Here is a 19,792-nt window from a genome sequence, read left to right on the forward strand (position 1 = left end):
GAAGGGCGGGGGACATTCGCGGAGAAAGGTACCCCGTCGGCGGGAGCGCGCCCTGAAACGTGACCAAATGCCGAACCAAGCACTTCACGAATAGCGCGCGGCTTCACCTCAATACCCCAGCTTGCGTGGCAACCAAAGCGCGAGCTCAGGGAACGCGATCACCAGCACCATCACCACGAACATCGAGAACAACATCCAGCCGACCCAGCGCACGGTCTCTTCCATGCGCACCTTGGCGATGCGGCAAGAGACCATCAGGTTGACCGCAAGCGGTGGCGTGAATTGGCCGAGCGCGACCTTGAGCGTGAGGATCACGCCGAACCACACCGGGTCCCATTTGTAGTACTGCACGATCGGCAGCAACAGCGGCACGAAAATCAAAAAGATCGACACGCCGTCCAGGAACATGCCGACCGTGATCAGCAGCAGGATCAGCAATGCCAGGATCCCGTATTCGCCCAGGCCAGAATTCACGATGGCCCGCGTCACCGGGTCGATGATGCCGAGCGTCGAGAGCGAGTACGCGAAGATGCCCGCGAGCGACACCACCAGCAGGATCACCGCCGAGAGTTCGCCCGACTCGCGCAGGATGATGAACAGGTCGCGCACCTTGATCGTGCGGTGGATGCACATGCCCACGAAGAGGCCGTAGAACACCGCCACCACCGCCGCTTCGGTCGGCGTGAACCAGCCCGCGCGCATGCCGCCCAGAATGAGCACCGGCGCCGCCAGGCCCCAGATCGCTTCGCGAAAACTCTTCCAGAACGGAGGGCGCGGCAACGTCGATTCGAGCGCACCCATCTTGTGCTGGCGGGCCAGCAGCACGGCCGGGATCATCAGCGCCAGGCCGGCCATCACGCCCGGAATCATGCCGGCCGCAAACAGCGCCGGCACCGAGGCGCCGGGCACCAGCACCGAATACACGATGAACGCGACCGAGGGCGGAATGAGGATGTCGGTGGCCGCCGCGGCACCCACCACGCTGGCCGAAAAGGCCGCCGGGTAACCCGCGCGCGACATGGCCGCGATCATCACCGCGCCCACCGCGGCGGCATTGGCCGGGCCCGAACCCGATATGCCGCCGAGGAACATCGCCACCGCGATGGCCACCAGCGGCAGCATGCCCGGGCCGCGACCAACGATGGCCACCGCAAAGTTCACGAGCCGCAGCGCCACGCCCGAGCGATCGAAGATGGACCCCACCAGCACGAACATCGGAATGGCCAGCAGCGGATATTTGCCGAGGCCGGCATAGAAGTTTTGCGGCACGGCCAAGAGGCCGAACCACTGGGCGTCGCTGTTGGCGAGCGCGATGCAGGCGGCGCCGGCCAGGCCGAGCGCCGCGCCGATGGGCACGCCCACCAGCATCATCACCACGAAGGCGACGAAGAGAAGGGTGGCGATCACGATGCGTCGCCCTTGCGTTTCTCGTTGTCGCCGTATTCCTTGCGGCCGCGGCGAACCATGAGGCCCACCGCGCGCAGCGCGATGGCAAAGGACACGATTGGCAGCCACATCGAATACCACCAGGCCGGCAGCCCGATGCCCGGCGTGGTCTCGTCGAAACGGTAGTCGTCCCACACCATGCGGATGCTGAGCCCGCCGATCAGGCCAAAGAGGATGGCGATCATCAGTGCGCCGAATTGCGCGAGCCGCTTGCGGCGTGCCATCGATCCGCTCTCGGAAAAATACTCGATGCGGATGTGCCGGTCGCGCGCCACCGCGGCCGAGCCGGCCACCAGCGCCAGCATGATCATCAGGAAGACGGAAAACTCCTCCGTCCACGCAAACGAGGAGTCGGTGAAGTAGCGCACCAGCACGTTGGCAAAGGTGATGAGCGCCAGCGCGCCCATGATGATGACGGTGAGCCAGTCTTCGATGGCGAGCGGCACCTTGGTGGGCTCGTCGGCGGCTTCTATGTCTGGGGGGAGGGGGCTGGCGGCGTCCAGCAGCGGGCCGGACTCGTTGGGAGTGGTCATCGAAGGGAGAAGGGGAAGCAGCTATGAATGGTAACGATCCATGACCATCCGTTCATCGGGGTTTTCCTAAGCTGCGGCCCCGTTCCCCAGTTCCCTTCGACCCCCTTCGAGGCCCTTGGTGTGCTACTCGAGCTTGGCGCCCGAATCCTTGATCAGCCGCTCCCAGATCGGGCTTTCCTTTTTGTACACCGCGTTGAAAGCCTCGGGCGAACTCTCCTTCAGGTCGAAGCCCATCGCCGCCACGCGCGCCTGCACGTCGGGCTGGCGGGTGGCCTTACCCACTTCGTCGGCAATGCGCTGCACGATCGGCTTGGGCGTGCCGGCCGGCATGGCAATGGCGAGCCAGCCGGTCACGCGGTAGGCCTCGTCCTTCAGCCCCTGCTCGGCCAGCGTGGGCACGTTGGGCAGCGTGGCCATGCGGCGTTCGCCGCTCACGCCGATGGCCTTGAGCTTGCCCGCCTCGATGTGCGGCTTGGCCACCAGCGCGCTCGCGAAGGCCATCTGGATCTGGCCGCCGATCAGGTCCTGCAGCATCGGCGATTCGCCCTTGTAGGCGATGTGGTTCATCTCGGCCTTCTGCGTGAGGCTCATGTGCGCGCCCGCCAGGTGTGGGTAGGCGCCCACGCCGTAAGAGCCGTAAGCCACCTTGCCCTTGTTGGCGACCACGTACTTCAGCAACTCGGGCCCGGTGTTGGCGGGCACGCTGGGGTGGACCACCAGCACAAGCGGAGCGGTTGCGATCTGATAGACCAGCGTGAGGTCGCGCTGCGTGTCGTAGGGCAGCTTCTCGTACAGGAACTGGTTGGTCAGAAGCGAGTTGCTCAGCGACAGCGCGATGGTGTAGCCGTCGGCCGGCGCCTTGGCGACCGCATCGGTGCCAATGATCCCGGCGGCGCCTGGCTTGTTGTCGATGATGACGGGCTGGCCCAGCCCGGCCGCCATCTTCTCGCCCAGCACGCGGGCCAGCACATCGGTCGCGCCGCCGGGTGCAAAGGGCACCACCATGCGGATCGGCTTGTTCGGGTAGGTCTGCGCCCAGGCCGCGGTGGTGGCGAGCGCCAGCGAGGCGATGCCGCAGTGCAGGGCGCGGCGGGTGAGCCCGCGGGGGGTGGGAGTTGCGTTCATGTTGGCGATGTCTCCGGATGTCGTTGTTTAGTTGGCGAACGAAACGGGGCGTGGCTATTCAACGAACACCCGCGTCTTGAATGGAAGCGGCTCGAGCGCCGTGCGGATCCGCTCCTGCAGCGCGGTGGCGAGCGCGCCTGCGGCCCCCGCATCGATGCGCACCTGCACCAGGCTCTCGCCCTCGCCGCGCACGCTCGGCCGGGCGGCTTCCGCCACGCCGAGCTCGTCGCAGATTTGCGCCACGCCAGCCGCCACCACGCGGCTCGCGGCCATGGCGCGAAGCTCGGGCTTGTAGATCTTGCCGACGTTGGTCATCGGCATGTGCTCGATGACGATCACCGACCGGGGCTTGGCGGGCGCCTCGTCGACGCGCGCGGCGGTGAAGGCCAGCAACTCGTCCGCGGTGGCCGATGCGCCCGGCACCAGCGTGGCAAAGACCACCGGCAGTTCGCCGGCATACGCATCGGGCGCGCCCACCGCCGCGCACAGCTGCACCGCGGGATGCGCGCCCAGCGCGTCCTCGATCACCTTGGGGTCGATGTTGTGGCCGCTGCGGATGATCAGGTCCTTCGAGCGGCCGCTGAGGTTGAGCCGCCCCTCGCCGTCGATCCATCCCAGGTCGCCGGTGGCAAGCCAGCCGTCGGCCGTGAAAGCCCTGGCGTTGTCGGCCGGATCGACGAAACCCGAGAACAGGTTGGGCGACTTGAACAGCACCATGCCTTGCTCGCCTGGCGGCAGGTCGCGGTCGCTGGCGTTGCCGTTCTCGTCGATCGCCACGATGCGCATCTGCATGTAGGGCAGCGGAAAGCCGACGCAGCCCGCGGGCCCGTCCACGCCCGGCGGCGTGATGGTCGAGATGCCCGCCATCTCGGTCATGCCCAGGCTCTCATGCACATGCAGCCCGAACAGGCGCTCGAAGCGCGCGGCCAGTTCCGGCGAGAGCACGGCGGCGCCCGTGCGGCAGTAGCCGATCGATGAAATGTCGGCGCCGGCCAGCGGCACGTTCGCCAGTGCGGCAAGCACCGTGGGCACGGCCGACAGCGATGTCGGCCGGTATTTCTCGACCAGCTTCCAGTAGTTGGCGAGCACCTCCTTGTTGCGCAGCAGCGAGGTCGTCGGAATGATCACTTCCATGCCCGCCGAGAGCGACGCCAGCGAGGCTGGCAGCACGCCCGCCACGTGGAACAGCGGATAACCGTTGATCGAAATGCCTTGGTCGTTCATGCCCGCGACCTGCACGCTGGCCCACGCGGTGAATACTTGCGCGCCGTGGCTGTGGCGCGCGAGCTTCGGGGCGCCGGTGGTGCCGCCGGTATGAAAGTAGGCGGCGATGTCGGTCGGTGCGATGTCGCGGCCGCTCACGAGGCGATCAGACGGCTGTGCCGAACGCAGCACGTTGAACTCGGCCACGCCCGGCAGCGCGCCCGCGCTGCCCGATCCTGTTTCATGCAGCGCGCCCGCCGCTCCCGGCGCTTCGTCATGCGGCGCCACGCGCAGCACGGTCGTGAGCGTGGGTACCTGCCCGCGCAAACGCATCGCCTTCGACCACATGCCCGACTCGCTGTCGGAGCCATAGGCGATCAGCACCTTGGCGCGGCCGGCGGTCATCAGCGCCACCAGCTTCTCGTCGGTCAAAAGCGGATTGAGCGGCTGCACGATGCCGGCCGCCTCGCCGCCCCAGAGCGCGAGGTGATATTCGAGGCAGCCCGGCAGCAGCACCGCCACCGCGTCATCAGGGCCCACGCCCAGCGCATGCAGCATGTTCGCGGTCTGGTGGATGCCCGCGAGCAATTCGGCATACGACCAGCGGATTGGTTCATCGGCCGGGTTGCCGGTGCGCAGAAAGGTCAGCGCGGTCTTGTTGCCGAAGGCCGCGCCCGCGTTGCGAAAGATCTCGTAGGTGCTGCGGACTGTCAGCGCCTGCTCCAGCGGCGTCTCTTCGAGCTTACGGATGTCCGCCAGGCTGCGAACTGGCAACAGGGGGCGGAACGGCGCGCCGGCCACGTTTATCTTCTTGCTATCTGCCATGCGTGTCTCCTGATGTTGTCTCTTGTCCGCCGCGTGCGAATCGCTGTTTTACTGGTTCGTGATCTTGTTGTCGCGAATGACCTTGCCCCAGCGTTCGAAGTCCTGGCGCATGCGCACGCCGGTCTGCTCGGGCGTGCGATAGGCCGCAAAGGAGCCGACGCTTTCGAGCTTGTCCTGCACCTCCTTGTCGGCCAGCGCGGACTTCAGCTCGGCGCTCATGCGGTCGACCACGTCCTTGGGTGTGCCGGACGGTGCCAGCAGCCCGCCCCACGAGGTCGCATCAAAACCGGGGAAGCCCTGCTCGGCGACCGTCTTCACCTCGGGCAGAAGGCTCACGCGCTTGCCCGAACCGACCGCAATGGCGCGCAGCGTGCCGGAGCGGATGTGCGGCATCACCGCCACCAGGTCGGAGAACATGGCCGGCACCTGCCCGCCGATCAGGTCGGTCACGGCCGGCGCGCTGCCGCGGTAGGGCACATGCTGCATCTCGAACTTGCCGATGTTCTTGAGTTGCTCGGTCGTCAGGTGGCCGAAACTGCCGGCACCCGCGGTCGTGTAGTTGAGCTTGCCGTCCTCGGCCTTGGCCTTGGCGATCAGTCCCTGCAGGCCGGTCACCTCGGGCAGCGACTTGGGATTGACCACCATCACGATCGGCAGGTCGTACACCGTGCCCACGGGCGTGAAGCTCTTGAAGATGTCGTAGGGCGTCTGGCCGTACAGGTGCGCGGCCAGCAGCGTGGGCGTGGCCAGCATCATGAAGGTGTAGCCGTCGGGCGCCGCCTTGGCGGCCACCGCCGCGCCGATGGTGCCCGAGGCGCCGCTGCGGTTGTCGATGAGGATGTTCTGCTTCAGGCCCTGCGACATCTTCTGCGCCACGATGCGCGTGGCGACGTCGGTTGGGCCACCGGGCGGGAAGGGCACGATGACCGTGATCGGCTTGGAGGGCCAGGCCTGTGCGAAGGCGGCGCCGGCCGCGAGCGAAAGGGCCAGTGCGATGAGTGCTCGGCGTGCGGGATTGCGAAGGGAGCGAGAAGAAGAAAAAGCCATGGACATGTTCAAGGGATCGGAAGAGAGACAAGCGCCTTCAGACGACGCCATTTGATTTGAGTTGCGCGAGCCTGTCGGCCGACAGGCCGAGCAGCGACTGCAGCACCTCGTGCGTGCCTTCGCCCAGTTGCGGCGGCGCGCTGCGCACGGGCAGGCGTTCGCCGTCGAAGCGATAGGGGGGAGCCAGCACGTTGACCTTGCCCGCCACCGGATGCGGCTGCTCGGTGACAAGGCCGGCATCGGTGGCGCGCTTGGAGTTGAGCGCTTCGAGCAGGCCGAGCACTTCGCCGCAGGGAATGCCCGATTTTGCGAGCTTGGCCAAGAGGTCGGCGCGTTGGCGCTTGGCCAGTTCGGCGTGCAGCTCCGGTAGCAGCACCGCGCGGTTCGCGGAGCGCAGGATGTTGGTCTTGAAGCGCTCGTCGGCCGCGAGATCGGGCCGTTCGATCACCTCGGTGCAGAAGCGCGCGAACTGCGCGTTGTTGCCCACGGTGATGACCAGCGGGCCGTCGGCCGCATCGAACACGCCATACGGCACGATCGACGGATGCGAGTTGCCGTAGCGCGGCGGGTCTTCGCCCATCAAGAGCGCCTCCAGGCCGTAGTAGGCGGTGATCATCAGGCCGCAGTCGAACAGCGCCATCTCCACGTGACGGCCCTTGCCGGTCTTTTCGCGCTGGTAGAGCGCGGCCAGGATAGCCTGCGCCGAATACATGCCGGTGAACAGGTCGACCATGGCCACACCGAATTTCAGCGGCGGCTGGTTGGCTTCGCCGTTGAGTGCCATCAGGCCGGCTTCGCCCTGCACCACGAGGTCGTAGCCGGGCCGCGCGGCCTCGGCGCCGGTGCGGTCGTAGCCCGAGATCGAGCAGTAGATAAGCCCCGGCTGCTCCTTGCTGAGTTGCTCGTAGCCGAGCCCGAGCTTGTCGATGCCGCCGAACTTGAAGTTCTGGATCACCACGTCGCACTGCTTCGCGAGGTCGCGCGCGATCTGCTGGCCTTCGGGCGTCTGCAGGTCGAGTGTGACCGAGCGCTTGTTGCGGTTCACGCTGTTGAAGTAGGCGGTCTCGGTCTTGCCGACACGCAGGCCCCAGTCGCGCGTGTCGTCGCCGCGGCCCGGGTGCTCGACCTTGATCACCTCGGCGCCCATGTCGGCCAGCACCATGCCGCACCAGGGGCCCGCGAGGATGCGGGACAGATCGAGAACGCGCACGCCGGCAAGCGGCAGCGATGAATTGAGCATGGACATGAGGGCAACTCCCTGGAAACGAGAAAGCCCCGCATCGGGTGCGAGGCGAGATGGCGTGCGGGTTCGGGCGGTGTCAGGTGGCTTGCGGCTTCTGTTGGCGCAGCGCGGTGAAATCCGCCGTGCGCTTGCCGAGAAAAGCGCCGATGCCTTCGGCCGCTTCGGCATCCGCTTGCGACTCGACCATGTACACGGCCTCGGCTTCGAGCTGCTCTTCGAGCGTGGAGCGGTGCGCCTGGCGGCACAGCGTCTTGATGCGTGCGCTCGCGCGCTGCGGACCGTTGGCCACCTTGGCCGCGAGGGCGATGGCCTCGGCCAGCGCCGCGCCCTTGTCGGTCAGGCGGTTGACTGCGCCCAATGCATGCAGGCGCTCGGCCGGCATGCGGTCGCCGGTCAGGCACATCTCGGTCAGCACCTGGCGCGAGACGAACTCCGACAGAAAAGCCGTCGCGCCGCCGTCCGGCGTGAGGCCGACCTTGACGTAGGCGACCGTGTAGAACGCATCGCGCGCCGACACCAGCATGTCGCAGGCCAGCGCCATCGACAGGCCCGCGCCGGCCGCGCCGCCTTCGACGGCCGCGATGACGGGCTTGCCGCAATCGCGGATCCCACGGATCAGGTCGTGCAGGCCTTCGAGCTTTTCGCGGCGCTCCGAGGCGGGCAGCTCGCGCCGCTTGGCCAGGAGGTTGAGGTCGCCACCCGAGCAGAAGAAATCGCCCGCACCGGTGAAGACGACCGCGCCCACTTCCGGGTCGCTCTCCGCATCGGTGAGCGCTGCCGAGAGTTCGGCGTACAGCGTCGGCGTGATTGCGTTGCGCGCGCCGAGATTGCTGTTGGTCAGGATGCGGACGGCGCCTTGCTGGCTGATGAGAACGGTTTTGTCCGTCATGCCGCCACCTCCTTGCCGAGCGCGATGTAGCGCTGCAGATGGTGGTCTTCATCGCCGAGCTGATGGTCGATCATCACGAGCCGCTTCGCGTAGTGGGGCAGCGGCAGCTCCCACGTCATGCCGATGCCGCCGTGCATCTGGATGCTCTCTTCGGCGACCAGCGCGCCGATGCGGCCGATGCTGAACTTGGCGGCCGACAGCGCGCGCTCGCGCGCCACGCGGTCGGTGCCGTCGATGGCGGCCGCGGCATTGATCACGGCCGAACGGGCCTGTTCGATCTCGAGCAGCAGGTCGGCCATGCGGTGCTGCAGCGCCTGGAAACTGCCGATCAGGATGCCGAACTGCTTGCGCGTGCGCAGGTAGTCGAGAGTCGCGGTCTTGGCGGCTTCCATCGCGCCCACGGCTTCGGCGCACAACGCGAGCACGCCGCGGCCGATGGCGCGTTCCAGCGTCGCACCGCCCTGGCCTTCGGTGCCCAGCAGTGCGTCGGCGCCCAACGTCACGCCGTGGAGAGTGAGTTCGGCGACACGGCCGCCGTCGATGGCGGGGCAGCCGCGCACCGTGAGGCCTGCCGTCTTCGCGGGTACGAGGAACAGCGAGATGCCGGCTTCGTCGTCCACGTTGCCCGATGTTCGAGCGGAAACCAGGAACAGGTCGGCCTGCTCGCCCTGCGGCACGACAGCCTTCGCGCCGTGAAGCACCCAGCCGTCGTCGCTGCGTTCGGCGCGGGTCGAAACTCGCGTGCGTTCGTAGTGCGTGTCGGCTTCGTCGTGCGCAAAGGCCGCGACAGTAACGCCGTTGATGATGTCGCCGAGCTTTTCCTTCTGCGCGTCGTTGCCTGCGGCGCTGAGCGCCTCGCCGACCATCACTGCGCCCAGCAGCGGCTCGACCACGAGTCCGCGGCCCAGTGCCTCGAAGACCACGGCAATGTCGAAACCGCCGCCGCCGAAGCCACCATCGGCCTCGCTGAACAGCGCGCCGATCACGCCGAGCTCGGCGAACTGCTGGAGGATCTCTTTGCTGAATCCGTGCTCGGACTTCGCGATGCGGTCACGCGCATCGAAGGCGTACTGCTCGGCGATGAAGCGGTTCAGGCTGTCGGCGAGCATGCGCCGGTCTTCGGTGTGTTCGAAGTTCATTGCATGTCTCCTTTAAAGGCCCAGGATCATCTTGCTGATGATGTTCTTCTGGATTTCGTTGGAGCCGCCGAAGATCGACAGCTTGCGGTTGTTGAAGTAGCGCGCGGCCGCGGCGGATGCGTACGCCGGGCCGAAGGTTTCACCATCGAAGCCGTCGTGCAACGCTTCTTCAACGAAGGGCCGCCCGTACACACCCATCGCGCGGCGCGCGAGCGACGAGATCTCTTGCCGGATCTCGGTGCCGCGAATCTTCAGCATCGAGCTCTCCGCACCCGGTACGCCGCCGCCGGCCACGGCGGCGATCACGCGCAGGTTCGTCGTCTTCATGTTCTCCAGGTCGATCTCGACCCGCGCCATGCGTGCGGCGAATGCCGGGTCTTCGGCGAGCGGCTTGCCGTTCTTCGTCTGCGTGGCGGCAATGCCCTTGAGCTGTTCGAACGCGGCCACCGAGAAGCCCACGCCCGCGATGTTGGTGCGCTCGTAGGTCAAGAGGTACTTGGCGCAGGTCCAGCCCTTGTTCTCTTCGCCGACCAGGTTCTCGGCCGGCACGCGCACGTCGGAGAAGAACACCTCGTTCACCTCATGCTCGCCGTCGAGCGTGATGATCGGGCGCACATCCACGCCGGGCGAGGTCATGTCGATCAAAAGGAAGCTGATGCCCTCCTGCTTCTTCGCCTCGCGGTTGGTGCGCACCAGGCAGAAGATCATGTTGGCGTGCTGGCCCAGCGTGGTCCAGGTCTTCTGGCCGTTCACGATGTAGTGGTCGCCCTGCGTGTCGATGCCACGCACGGCTGAGGTTTTCACCGCAGCCAGATCGGAGCCCGCGCCCGGTTCGGAATAGCCCTGGCACCACCAGTCGTCGCCGTTCAGAATGCGCGGCAGCCAGCGCTGCTTCTGCGCCTCGTTGCCGTACTTGATGAGCACCGGGCCCAGCATGTTCACGCCGAAGGGCACGATGCGCGGCGCAAAAGCCAGCGCGCACTCGTGTTCGAAGATGAACTTCTCCACCGCCGTCCAGCCCGGGCCGCCGTACTGCTCGGGCCAGTGGTTGGCGAGCCAGCCGCGCTCGTTGAGGATGGCGTGCCACTCCTCCATGTCGGCCTTGGCGAGGATCTTGCCGCCGCTGACCTTCGCCGAGAGGCGTGCGGGCAGTTTGTCGGCCAGAAAGGCGCGCACTTCCGCGCGGAAGGCTTCTTCTTCGGGGGTGAAGTTCAGGTCCATCGCCAGCTCCTCAGTAGATTTCGAACAGGCCCGCAGCGCCCATGCCACCGGCGATGCACATCGTGACGACCGCGTACTTCGCGCCGCGGCGCTTGCCTTCGATCAGCACGTGGCCCGTGAGGCGCGCGCCGGTCATGCCGAAGGGATGGCCGATGGAGATCGCGCCGCCGTCCACGTTGAGCCGCTCGGCCGGAATGCCCAGCTTCTCCTGGCAGTAGATCGACTGCCAGGAGAAGGCTTCGTTGAGTTCCCACAGGTCGATGTCCTCGACCTTGAGGCCGTGGCGCGCGAGCAGCTTGGGCACCGCAAACACCGGGCCGATGCCCATCTCGTCGGGCTCGCAGCCGGCCACGGCCAGGCCGCGGAATGCACCCATCGGCTTCAGGTTGGCGCGCTCGGCTTCCTTTGCTTCCATCAGCACGCAGGCCGAGGCGCCATCGGACAGCTGCGAGGCGTTGCCCGCGGTGATGAACTTGTCCTCGCCCATCACCGGCTTCAGCTTGGCAAGCGCTTCATAGGTGGTGCCGCGGCGGTTGCAGTTGTCTTCCGTGGCGGTGACTTCGCGGTGGCTGACTTCCTTGGTCTCCTTGTCGGTCACGGCCATGGTGGTGGTGCAGGCGACGATCTCGTCCTTGTAGCGGCCGGTGATCTGCGCTTCTTCGGTCTTGCGCTGGCTCTCGGCCGAGAAGCGGTCCTGCGCCTCGCGGCTGATGCCGTAGCGCTGCGCCACGATGTCGGCGGTTTCGATCATCGCCATGTAGAGCGCGGGCTTGTGCTCGACGATCCATGGGTCCAGGCTGAGGTCGCCGCCGTCGCCAGGGCTGCGGCCGCGGATCTGCGAGATGCTTTCGACGCCGCCCGCGATCATGGCCGGCGCGCCGTCCACCACGATGCGGCCCGCCGCCATTGCAATCGCCTGCAGGCCCGAAGCGCAGAAGCGGTTCACGGTGGTGCCGGCGATGCTGATCGGCAGGCCAGCGCGGATGATGCTCTGGCGCGCGATGTTGCGGCCGGTCGTGCCTTCGGGGTAGCCGCAGCCGAGGATCGCGTCCTCGATCAGCGCGGGGTCGAGACCCGAGCGCTCGACGGCCGCGCGCACCGCGAAGGCGGCCAGCGTGGCGCCGGGCGTGATGTTGAACTCGCCGCGGTGCGCCTTGGTGAGCGGGGTGCGGGCGGTGGAAACGATGACGGCTTCACGCATGGGGATGTCTCCTGGACGGCTGACTCTGATTACTCGGATTGATTCAAGCTGGCGAAATCGGCACCGCGTTCGACCAGATCCACCAGCAGCGGCGAGGGCTGCCAGAACACCGGGTCTTCCTTCGCGAACTCGCGAATGTCGGCCAGCACCTTGGGCAGACCGACGGTGTCGGCGTACTTCATCGGGCCGCCGCGGTGGCGCGGGAAGCCGTAGCCGTAGAGAAAGGTCACGTCCACGTCGAGCGGGCGCAGCGCGATGCGCTGGTGCACGACGTTGGCGCCTTCGTTGATCATTGCGGCCATGTAGCGGCGCATGATTTCTTCCTCGGTGAAGGCACGCGGCGTGATGCCGGCGCGCTCGCGCTCGACGTCGATGATGGCCAGCACCTCGGGGTCGGGCACGCCGGTGCGCGCGCCTTCGGGATACAGGTAGTAGCCGCGCTGCGTCTTCTGGCCGAACCAGCCGCGCTCGCAGATGCGGTCGGCAATCTGTACGTAGCGCGCCTTCGGGTCGCGCTTGGCCGCCTTGCGCTTGCGCGTGGCCCAGCCGATGTCGCCGCCCGCCAGGTCCGATACCTGGAACGGCCCCATCGGGTAGCCGAAGTTGCGCACGGCCTCGTCGATCTGGTAGGGCGAGGCACCGTCCTCCATCATGTGGTCGGCAGCCTGGCGGTACACGGCCAGGATGCGGTTGCCGATGAAGCCGTCGCACACGCCGGCGCGCACCGGCACCTTCTTCAGTTTCTTCGCGAGCTCGAAGCCGGTGGCGACCACGTCGGCGCTCACCTTCGCGGGCACCACGATCTCGAGCAGCTTCATGATGTTGGCCGGCGAGAAGAAGTGCAGGCCCACCACGTCCTGCGGCCGTGAGACGCTGGCCGCGATCTCGTCGATGTCGAGGTATGAGGTGTTGGTAGCCAGCACGGCGCCGGGCTTGCACACGCGGTCGAGCTCGGCGAACACGGCCTTCTTCACGCCCATGTCCTCGAACACGGCCTCGACCACGATGTCCACCTGCGCAAGCGCGTCATAACTCGTGAAGCCGGAGAAGCGCGCCATCACCGCGGCCTTGGCCTCGGGCGTCATGCGGCCCTTCTTGATGAGGCCGTCGTACACCTTCTCGACGTGCTGCCGGCCGCGCGCAAGACTCGGTTCGTCGCGCTCGATCATGGTCACGGGCATGCCCGCGTCGAGCATGGCCACCGCGATGCCCGCGCCCATGGTGCCGCCGCCGACGATGCCGGCCGCGTCGAGCGCGCGCGGCCTGGCCGCCTTGGTCTCGGGCGCCTTCAGCACTTCGCGTTCGGCAAAGAAGGCGTGGATCAATCCCGCGCGCTGAGGGCTGTCGATGCATTGCAGGAAGAGCTTGCGCTCCAGCGCCATGCCTTCGTCGAAAGGCAGCGTGAGCGCGGCTTCAACCGCTTCGATGATCTTCATCGGCGAGAACAGCCCGCGGCTCTTCTTGGCGGTGTCGGCGCGCGCGGCTTCGAGTGCGGCGCGGCTGGCTTCGGCATCGGCCAGCGCGGTGGCTTCGCGCGTGCGGCGCACCGGCGCCTTGGCGGCGATGAGTTCGTTCGCGTAGGTGAGGCCTTCGGAGAGCGCGTCGGCTTCGGTGCCGAGCCGATCGACGAGCCCAAGCGACAGCGCTTCCTTCGCGCCCGCATGGCGGCCGCTGAGCATCAGTTCGAGCGCGGGCTTCACGCCGACGAGGCGCGGCGCGCGCTGCGTGCCGCCCGAGCCGGGCAGCAGGCCGAGCGCGACTTCGGGCATGCCCAGCTTGGCCGATGGCGCGGCAAGGCGATAGTGCGCCGAGAGCGCCACTTCCAAGCCGCCGCCGAGCGCGGCACCATGGATCGCCGCGACCACCGGCTTGCTGCAGTTCTCGATCTTCAGGCAGACCTCGGGCAGCGAAGGCGGCTGCGGCGTCTTGCCGAACTCGCGGATGTCGGCGCCGGCGATGAAGTTGCGGCCCGCGCCGACGATCAGCACCGCGGTGGCGCCGCTGTCGGCCTCCGCCGCGTCGATCGCGGCCGCGAGGCCGCGGCGCACGTCCACGCCCAGGGCGTTGACGGGCGGGTTGTCGATGGTCACCACGAACACGTCGCCTCGACGCTCGAAGGTGACGGGACCGGAAGACGTGGAGGGGCTGGAAGTCGTGGTGGCCATGTGCTTTGTCTCTTGCGTGGCGAGCCCTGCAACGCGAGGGGCTCGAGGCTCTGGGGGTGAACCCCGCATTCTTGGACCGCGCCGCTGCTTTGACAATTGCATAGACGGTTGACAGACTGTCAAAGAATTTTTGACACAATCGCCGCATGGACCTCCAATCGCTCACCCTGCTGGTGGAAATCCTCGATGCGGGCAACCTGAGCGCGGCGGCCCGCCGGCTCAAGATGAGCCGCGCCAACGTCAGCTACCACCTGAACCAGCTGGAGCGCTCGGTCGGCGCGCAACTCGTGCGGCGCACCACCCGCCGTGCCGAGCCGACCGAAATCGGCCTGCGGCTGTACCAGCACGGCGTGGCCATCCAGACCGAACTGCTGGCCGCGCGGGAGTCGGTCACCACGCTGGGGGAGGGGTTGCAGGGCCGCGTGCGATTGAGCGTGCCCAGCGGTTATGGGCAGCTGGTGATGGCCGACTGGCTGATCGATTTCAAACGGCAGTACCCCGGCATCGTGCTCGACGTGGTGTTCGAGAACCGCATCGAAGACCTGCTGCGCGACGAGGTCGACATCGCCGTTCGCGTGGTGCCCGAGCCGCCGCAGAACCTGGTGGCGCGCGACCTGGGGCCGGTGCGCTACGTGGCTTGCGCCTCACGCGGCTATGCGGAAAAACATCCGTTGCCGGTGCAGCTCGACGAACTGCAGGGCGCGCCGGTGGTCACGGCGGCCGTCATCGGCCGGCAGTTGCGCGTATCGGCCTACCAGGGAGAGACGCGGCGCGAGGTGATCCTGGAGCCGACGCTGATCTCGGAGAACTTTCTGTTCCTGCGCCAGGCCGTCCTTGCGGGCCTGGGCATCGGCCTCGTGCCCGACTACGTGGTGCAGGAAGACGTGCGCAAGGGCGACGTGGTGACCACGCTCGGCGACTGGCGCCTCAGCATCTTCGGAACGCAGATGTTCATGCTCTATATGCCGAACCGCCAGCACACCCGGGCGATCCGGACCTTCATCGATTTCATCCTGGAGCGGGTGCGGGCGCCTGGCGCCGAACTGGCCGATCAGTCGCAGCGGTAGGTGACTTCGGCATTCGGCGCGCGGGCTGCCGCCTTTGGGTCGAGGTAGCGCAGCGGGGCGCCGAAGTTGCGGCAGTAGGCCTCCGCGTCCTTTGCCGTGGGCGACTTGTACACGCCGTCCCCCAGCCGTGTGACGAGGGGTGCCGGCCCCGATGCGCATGCCGCGAGGAGCGCGGCCGGAACGAGCAGGCAGAGGATGAGGGAGCGTCGCATCGGAAAGGCGCAGGGCTGCGCGGAGGAACAAGAAGTCCGCGACTTTAGCGCCTGCCGGTCCGGCGCCGGATGGGATGGGATGACCATCGGCATGTTTTCTGCTGTACTCGCCGCATGAACGATGGTGCTCCCCACGCCCTGGTGCCACTTGCGGTGCAACCTCTGACTGCGCAAGCTTTCGCGCCCTACGGCACGGTGCTGGCGGCGCCTGCCGGCACAGGCCGCCCGATCAACGGCGGCAACGCGCAGCGCTTCGACCTGGTGGCCGATCTGCAGCTCGGCGCTGCGGACGGCCGGCCGATGCTCGCGCTGTTCCGCGCGCAGGCGCGGCGTTTTCCGCACGAGGTCACGGAGATGGAGCGCCACGCGCTCGGCAGCCAGACCTTCGTGCCGCTGGGCGAGCGGCGCTTCGTCATCGTGGTGGCACCCGCCGGCGAGCCTCCGGCGGCCGGCGCGCTCGCCGCGTTCATCACCGACGGGCTGCAGGGCGTGACGCTCGCGCCCGGCACCTGGCACCACGCGCTGCTGGCAGTGGACGCGGGCGACTTCGTGGTGGTGGAGCGTGCCGGCGATGCGGTCGATTGCGACACCTGCGCGCTCGCGGCGCCGGCGGTCGTCGACTGGAACGGCTAGGCGGGTTTCTTCTTGGCAAGGCTTTGAGCCACCCGAACGGCTTCCCTTGCCAGTGCCGCCAACGCTTCGTGGTCTTCGATGATCTCGATAGGGACCTCGAAGTACTTCTTGACCTGGACCCGCCGGGCCTTCGTGTCGTAGGCAAAGCACTTGCTGCCCAGCTTCTCGTATTTCGGCCGGGTGTCCTTGTCCACGACGAAGTACACGGTGCTGCCCATGATCATCCCGAACTGCGTGGCATCGGCCGACAGCCCCGTTCCGCCAAAGAAACGGGTCTTGGCGATGCGCGGGATTCCGGAGAGCCGGTCCACGATGAAATCGGCGAACTGCGACGAGGCTTCCGACATGATGTGCTGGCGCCAGGCGCCGGATGGAAAGAGCGCAGTGTCGCCGAGTCCGGCCAGGCCGCGCCGCGTCAGCCCGCCGCGATGCGCTCCGCCATCCGGATCAGCGACCGGTCCGAGCCGGCCGGCCCGAGCAGCGAAAGGCCGAGCGGCGCCCCTTCGCGCTGCGCGAGCGGCATCGACAACTGCGGAAAGCCGCTGAGGCCGGCGATGCACAGCATCTGGATCGCGCGGTTGCGGTAGTCCTCCAGCCCCGCTTCGCTCTCGCTGCGCAACGGCGCGATGTCGGGCATGGTCGGCATCAGCAGCACGCCGTCGGTGCCAAGCAGTTGCGCCAGGTGGCCGCGGAAGGCGGCGCGAAACGCGCGTCCGGCGGCAATCTGCGCGTCGGTCACGTCGCGCGACCAAGCAAAGCGCTCGGCCACGCCAGGACCGAGGGGTGGCGCGTAGCGTTCGATCAACGGACCGTCGGTGAGCCAGGCCTCGTGCGCCTGCACGTAGCGGAAGTTCCAGTACATCGCATCGAAAGAGTCGAGCGCAACGGTGGTGCCCTGTGCTGCGCCGAACACGTCCTGCACGCGCGCGGCCGCATCGGCCAGCGCATCGGCAGCGGCTGGCGCGGCAAGCGTCCAGACGTCGTCGGGACGCAGCAGCCTCACGCACTGCGGCAGCGCGGGCGCGTCCTCGCCCAGCAGCACGTCGGCCACACGCGCGAAGGTGCCGACGTCTCGCGCGAACCAGCCGCAGGTGTCGAGGCTGGGCGACAGGTCCAGCACGCTATCGAGGCTCACGCGGCCGTGCGTGGGACGCAGGCCGTACAAACCGCAATGGTTGGCCGGCGCGCGCACCGAGCCGCCGGTGTCGGTGCCAAGCGCGAAGTCGCAAAGATTCCACGACACGGCCGAGGCTGAACCGGACGAGCTGCCGCCCGTGATGCGGTCCTTGGCCGCGCCGTTGATCGGCGCGCCGAAATGCGCGTTGTTGCCGTTCATCGAGAACGCGAGTTCGTCGGTCACCGTTTTGCCGATGAAGCGGGCGCCCGCATCGAGCAGCTTTTGCACGGTGGGCGCGGTGTGCGTCTTGATGCCCGACATGGCCAGCACGATCGGGCTGCCGCCACCCGTCGGGTAGCCCGCCACGTCGAACAAATCCTTGGCGGCAAAACTCAGGTCGGCCAGCGGACCGGTGCCGGCGCGCGGCACGGGCACGTCAGGGTAGGGAACGAAGGCATGTGCGGGGTCGAGCAGCGGCATGGCGATGAATGGTTCGAACGAAGAGATTTCAGGCGACCAGGACGGGCGCGATGGCCGCGGCGGCATCCGTGCGGATGCAGCGCGCGCGGTGGTTCGGCGCAAGCTCCACGGCCGCGGGCTGCGCGGCCCGGCACATGTCATTCGCGAGCGCGCAGCGCTCGGCAAAGGCGCAGCCCGGAGGCAGGGCGGAGAGATCGGGGGGCGCGCCGCCGATGGTTTCGAGCCGCGCACCGCGCGCCAGTGCACCGTGTGCGCGGCTCTTGAGCAGCGCGATGGTGTAGGGGTGGCGTGGCGAGCGGATCAACTCGCGGGCGGTGCCTTCCTCCACGATGCGCCCGGCATACATCACGGCGATGCGGTCGGCCACCTCGACCGCCGCGCCGATGTCGTGCGTGACGAAGATCACCGACAGGCCCAGGTCGCGCTGCAGTTCGCGCAGCAGCAGCAGGATCTGGATCTGAACCGTGGCATCGAGTGCGGTGGTCGGCTCGTCGGCCAGCAGCAGCTGGGGCTTGCAGGCAAGCGCCAGCGCAATCATGGCGCGCTGGCGCATGCCGCCGGACATCTCGTGCGGATAGGCGGCCAGCCGTCGTTCGGGGCTCGGAATGCGCACCCGCTCGAACAGCGCGAGCGCGCGTTGACGCGCCTCGGATTCAGAAACGGTTTCATGGCGACGGATCGATTCCACGATCTGCGCGCCCACCGAATACACCGGATCGAGCGCCAGCAAGGGTTCCTGAAAGATCATCGACGCCACCTTGCCGCGGAAGTCGAACAGTTCGCGCTGCGGCATCGCGAGCACGTCGCGGCCCGCCACCTGCACCTGGCCGCCAATGCGCGTGCGGCGCTCCGGATGCAGTCGCAGCAGCGTTCGCATGGTCACGCTCTTGCCCGAGCCCGATTCGCCGATCAGCGCCACCACTTCACCGCGCCGCACATCCAGGCTCACGCCGCTGACGGCATGCACGGGCTTGCGTCCGCCCGAGAAGGTGACGCTGAGGTCGCGCAGGCGGACCATCGGTTCGCCGTCGGGAATGACGTTGCTGTGGGTGCTCATGCCGCCTGCCTCATCGGTTGCCGCGCCAGCGGATGCCCGCTTCCCGGCTCGTGGACCAGGCAGCTCGCCGCATGCGGCGAGCCCGTGGCAATGCGTTCGGGAACGACCTGGCTGCACACCGGCGCAGCCAGGGCGCAGCGCGGATGAAAGCGGCAGCCGGTGGGCGGGTCGATGGGGTTCGGCGGGTCGCCGGCCAGCGGAGCTTCCTCGGTGCGATGGTCGGGGTCCATCGAGGGCATGGAAGACAGCAGCGCGCGTGTGTAGGGATGGGCCGGCGCCTCGTAGAGCGCGTCGGCCGGGCCGATCTCGGCCACCTGGCCGAGGTACATCACCATGACACGGTCGCTCACGTAGCGGACCACGTTGAGATCATGGCTGATGAAGAGGTAGGTAAGGCCGAATTCAGCCTTGAGGTCGAGCAGCAGGTTGATCACTTGTGCCTCGACTGATTTGTCGAGCGCCGACACGGCCTCGTCGAGGATGACCATGCGTGGCTGGAGCGCCAGCGCACGCGCGATGTTGACGCGCTGACGCTGTCCGCCTGAAAGCTCGTGCGGATAGCGCTCCGCAAAGCGCTGCGGCTCGAGGCCGACGCGCAACAGCAGGTCGCGCGCGCGGGCCACGGCGTCGCGCCGGGAAACGCCGTGCACCTGCGGGCCGAAGGCGATCGAGTCCTCGATGGTGAGGCGCGGGTTGAGCGAGGCGTAGCTGTCCTGGAACACCATCTGCACCTGCCGGCGGAATTCTTTCAGCGGCAGGTCGCGGCTTCCGACCTGGCGGCCGTCGAACACCACCTCGCCGCGCGTCGGTTCGATGAGCTGCATCAGGAGCCGCGCGGTGGTCGACTTGCCGCAGCCCGATTCGCCGACCACGCCAAGGGTTTCGCCCTTCATCACTTCGAAGTCCACGCCATCCACCGCGCGCACCATGCCGCCGCCGCGGCCCAGCGGGTCTTTCTTGAGCGGGAAGTGCTTGACGAGTCCGGTGATGGTGAGAAGCGGTTGTGCGGGGCCGCCGACGTCCTTCAGTGCATCCATGCGGCTGGGCTCCTTTCGCCTTGTCGTGTTGCGTCGGGCTTTTGTTCGGGGCGCTTCTGTTCAGGGCGCGTGCACAGGCCACCGGGTACTCCCCTCCGCGAATGTCCCCCGCCTTCGGCTCCTCCTTTATTTCGCTGCGGGGAGCACCCGGC

Annotated in this window: 18 protein-coding genes; 2 read left to right on the forward strand and 16 right to left on the reverse strand. The window is 67.6% G+C overall.

Annotated features, from left to right (window positions below):
* Nucleotides 1–108 precede the first annotated feature (108 nt).
* From J2X92_RS24885 to J2X92_RS24935, 11 genes are all read right to left on the reverse strand, one after another.
* Nucleotides 109–1,407, reverse strand: a complete 1,299-nt coding sequence (locus J2X92_RS24885) for a TRAP transporter large permease (protein WP_307579749.1) — start codon at nucleotides 1,405–1,407, stop codon at nucleotides 109–111.
* On the reverse strand, nucleotides 1,404–1,979 hold the full coding sequence (locus tag J2X92_RS24890; protein ID WP_307579751.1) for a TRAP transporter small permease: 576 nt from the start codon (nucleotides 1,977–1,979) through the stop codon (nucleotides 1,404–1,406). The genes J2X92_RS24885 and J2X92_RS24890 overlap by 4 nt, the downstream gene beginning before the upstream one ends.
* A gap of 123 nt (nucleotides 1,980–2,102) precedes the next feature.
* On the reverse strand, nucleotides 2,103–3,104 hold the full coding sequence (locus tag J2X92_RS24895; RefSeq protein WP_307579753.1) for a Bug family tripartite tricarboxylate transporter substrate binding protein: 1,002 nt from the start codon (nucleotides 3,102–3,104) through the stop codon (nucleotides 2,103–2,105).
* 54 nt (nucleotides 3,105–3,158) lie between these two features.
* The gene (locus J2X92_RS24900) at nucleotides 3,159–5,132 is read right to left on the reverse strand and encodes an acyl-CoA synthetase (RefSeq protein WP_307579755.1); all 1,974 of its coding nucleotides are present in this window, start codon (nucleotides 5,130–5,132) and stop codon (nucleotides 3,159–3,161) included.
* Nucleotides 5,133–5,180: 48 nt separating this feature from the next.
* Entirely contained in the window at nucleotides 5,181–6,179 is a 999-nt protein-coding gene (locus tag J2X92_RS24905; protein WP_307579782.1) for a Bug family tripartite tricarboxylate transporter substrate binding protein, read from the reverse strand.
* Between the two features lie 37 nt (nucleotides 6,180–6,216).
* Nucleotides 6,217–7,425: a CaiB/BaiF CoA transferase family protein gene (locus tag J2X92_RS24910; RefSeq protein WP_307579757.1), complete on the reverse strand. Its 1,209-nt coding sequence runs from the start codon at nucleotides 7,423–7,425 to the stop codon at nucleotides 6,217–6,219.
* A gap of 73 nt (nucleotides 7,426–7,498) precedes the next feature.
* Entirely contained in the window at nucleotides 7,499–8,311 is an 813-nt protein-coding gene (locus tag J2X92_RS24915; RefSeq protein WP_307579758.1) for an oxepin-CoA hydrolase, alternative type, read from the reverse strand.
* Nucleotides 8,308–9,450, reverse strand: coding sequence for an acyl-CoA dehydrogenase family protein (locus J2X92_RS24920; RefSeq protein ID WP_307579760.1), 1,143 nt, complete (start codon nucleotides 9,448–9,450; stop codon nucleotides 8,308–8,310). The genes J2X92_RS24915 and J2X92_RS24920 overlap by 4 nt, the downstream gene beginning before the upstream one ends.
* Before the next feature lie 12 nt (nucleotides 9,451–9,462).
* Nucleotides 9,463–10,671, reverse strand: coding sequence for an acyl-CoA dehydrogenase family protein (locus J2X92_RS24925; RefSeq protein ID WP_307579762.1), 1,209 nt, complete (start codon nucleotides 10,669–10,671; stop codon nucleotides 9,463–9,465).
* Nucleotides 10,672–10,681: 10 nt separating this feature from the next.
* The gene (locus J2X92_RS24930) at nucleotides 10,682–11,872 is read right to left on the reverse strand and encodes an acetyl-CoA C-acyltransferase (RefSeq protein ID WP_307579764.1); all 1,191 of its coding nucleotides are present in this window, start codon (nucleotides 11,870–11,872) and stop codon (nucleotides 10,682–10,684) included.
* A 29-nt stretch (nucleotides 11,873–11,901) separates the two neighbouring features.
* Nucleotides 11,902–14,037 (reverse strand): 3-hydroxyacyl-CoA dehydrogenase NAD-binding domain-containing protein, encoded by a 2,136-nt coding sequence (locus J2X92_RS24935; protein ID WP_307579766.1) that lies wholly within the window; start codon nucleotides 14,035–14,037, stop codon nucleotides 11,902–11,904.
* Nucleotides 14,038–14,183: 146 nt separating this feature from the next.
* Between J2X92_RS24935 and J2X92_RS24940 the strand changes: the two genes are divergently transcribed.
* Nucleotides 14,184–15,104 carry a LysR family transcriptional regulator gene (locus tag J2X92_RS24940; RefSeq protein WP_307579768.1) on the forward strand — a complete coding sequence of 307 codons (921 nt, stop codon included), beginning with the start codon at nucleotides 14,184–14,186 and terminating at the stop codon, nucleotides 15,102–15,104.
* Here J2X92_RS24940 and J2X92_RS24945 read toward each other — a convergent pair.
* Entirely contained in the window at nucleotides 15,089–15,316 is a 228-nt protein-coding gene (locus tag J2X92_RS24945) for a hypothetical protein (protein ID WP_307579770.1), read from the reverse strand. The genes J2X92_RS24940 and J2X92_RS24945 overlap by 16 nt on opposite strands.
* A gap of 114 nt (nucleotides 15,317–15,430) precedes the next feature.
* Between J2X92_RS24945 and J2X92_RS24950 the strand changes: the two genes are divergently transcribed.
* A complete protein-coding gene (locus tag J2X92_RS24950) occupies nucleotides 15,431–15,949 on the forward strand; it encodes an ureidoglycolate lyase (protein WP_307579772.1) in 519 nt (172 codons plus the stop codon).
* Here J2X92_RS24950 and J2X92_RS24955 read toward each other — a convergent pair.
* The 4 genes from J2X92_RS24955 to J2X92_RS24970 all read right to left on the reverse strand — a co-directional run bounded on the left by J2X92_RS24955 (nucleotide 15,946) and on the right by J2X92_RS24970 (nucleotide 19,640).
* Nucleotides 15,946–16,296 carry a TfoX/Sxy family protein gene (locus tag J2X92_RS24955; protein ID WP_307579773.1) on the reverse strand — a complete coding sequence of 117 codons (351 nt, stop codon included), beginning with the start codon at nucleotides 16,294–16,296 and terminating at the stop codon, nucleotides 15,946–15,948. The genes J2X92_RS24950 and J2X92_RS24955 overlap by 4 nt on opposite strands.
* Before the next feature lie 68 nt (nucleotides 16,297–16,364).
* Nucleotides 16,365–17,546 carry an amidase gene (locus J2X92_RS24960; RefSeq protein WP_307579775.1) on the reverse strand — a complete coding sequence of 394 codons (1,182 nt, stop codon included), beginning with the start codon at nucleotides 17,544–17,546 and terminating at the stop codon, nucleotides 16,365–16,367.
* A 28-nt stretch (nucleotides 17,547–17,574) separates the two neighbouring features.
* The gene (locus J2X92_RS24965) at nucleotides 17,575–18,564 is read right to left on the reverse strand and encodes an ABC transporter ATP-binding protein (RefSeq protein ID WP_307579784.1); all 990 of its coding nucleotides are present in this window, start codon (nucleotides 18,562–18,564) and stop codon (nucleotides 17,575–17,577) included.
* A 35-nt stretch (nucleotides 18,565–18,599) separates the two neighbouring features.
* Nucleotides 18,600–19,640 carry an ABC transporter ATP-binding protein gene (locus J2X92_RS24970; protein WP_307579777.1) on the reverse strand — a complete coding sequence of 347 codons (1,041 nt, stop codon included), beginning with the start codon at nucleotides 19,638–19,640 and terminating at the stop codon, nucleotides 18,600–18,602.
* Nucleotides 19,641–19,792: the final 152 nt, after the last annotated feature.

Source organism: Variovorax paradoxus, from assembly GCF_030811855.1.
In the GTDB taxonomy this organism is placed as follows: Bacteria; Pseudomonadota; Gammaproteobacteria; order Burkholderiales; family Burkholderiaceae_C; genus Variovorax; species Variovorax paradoxus_L.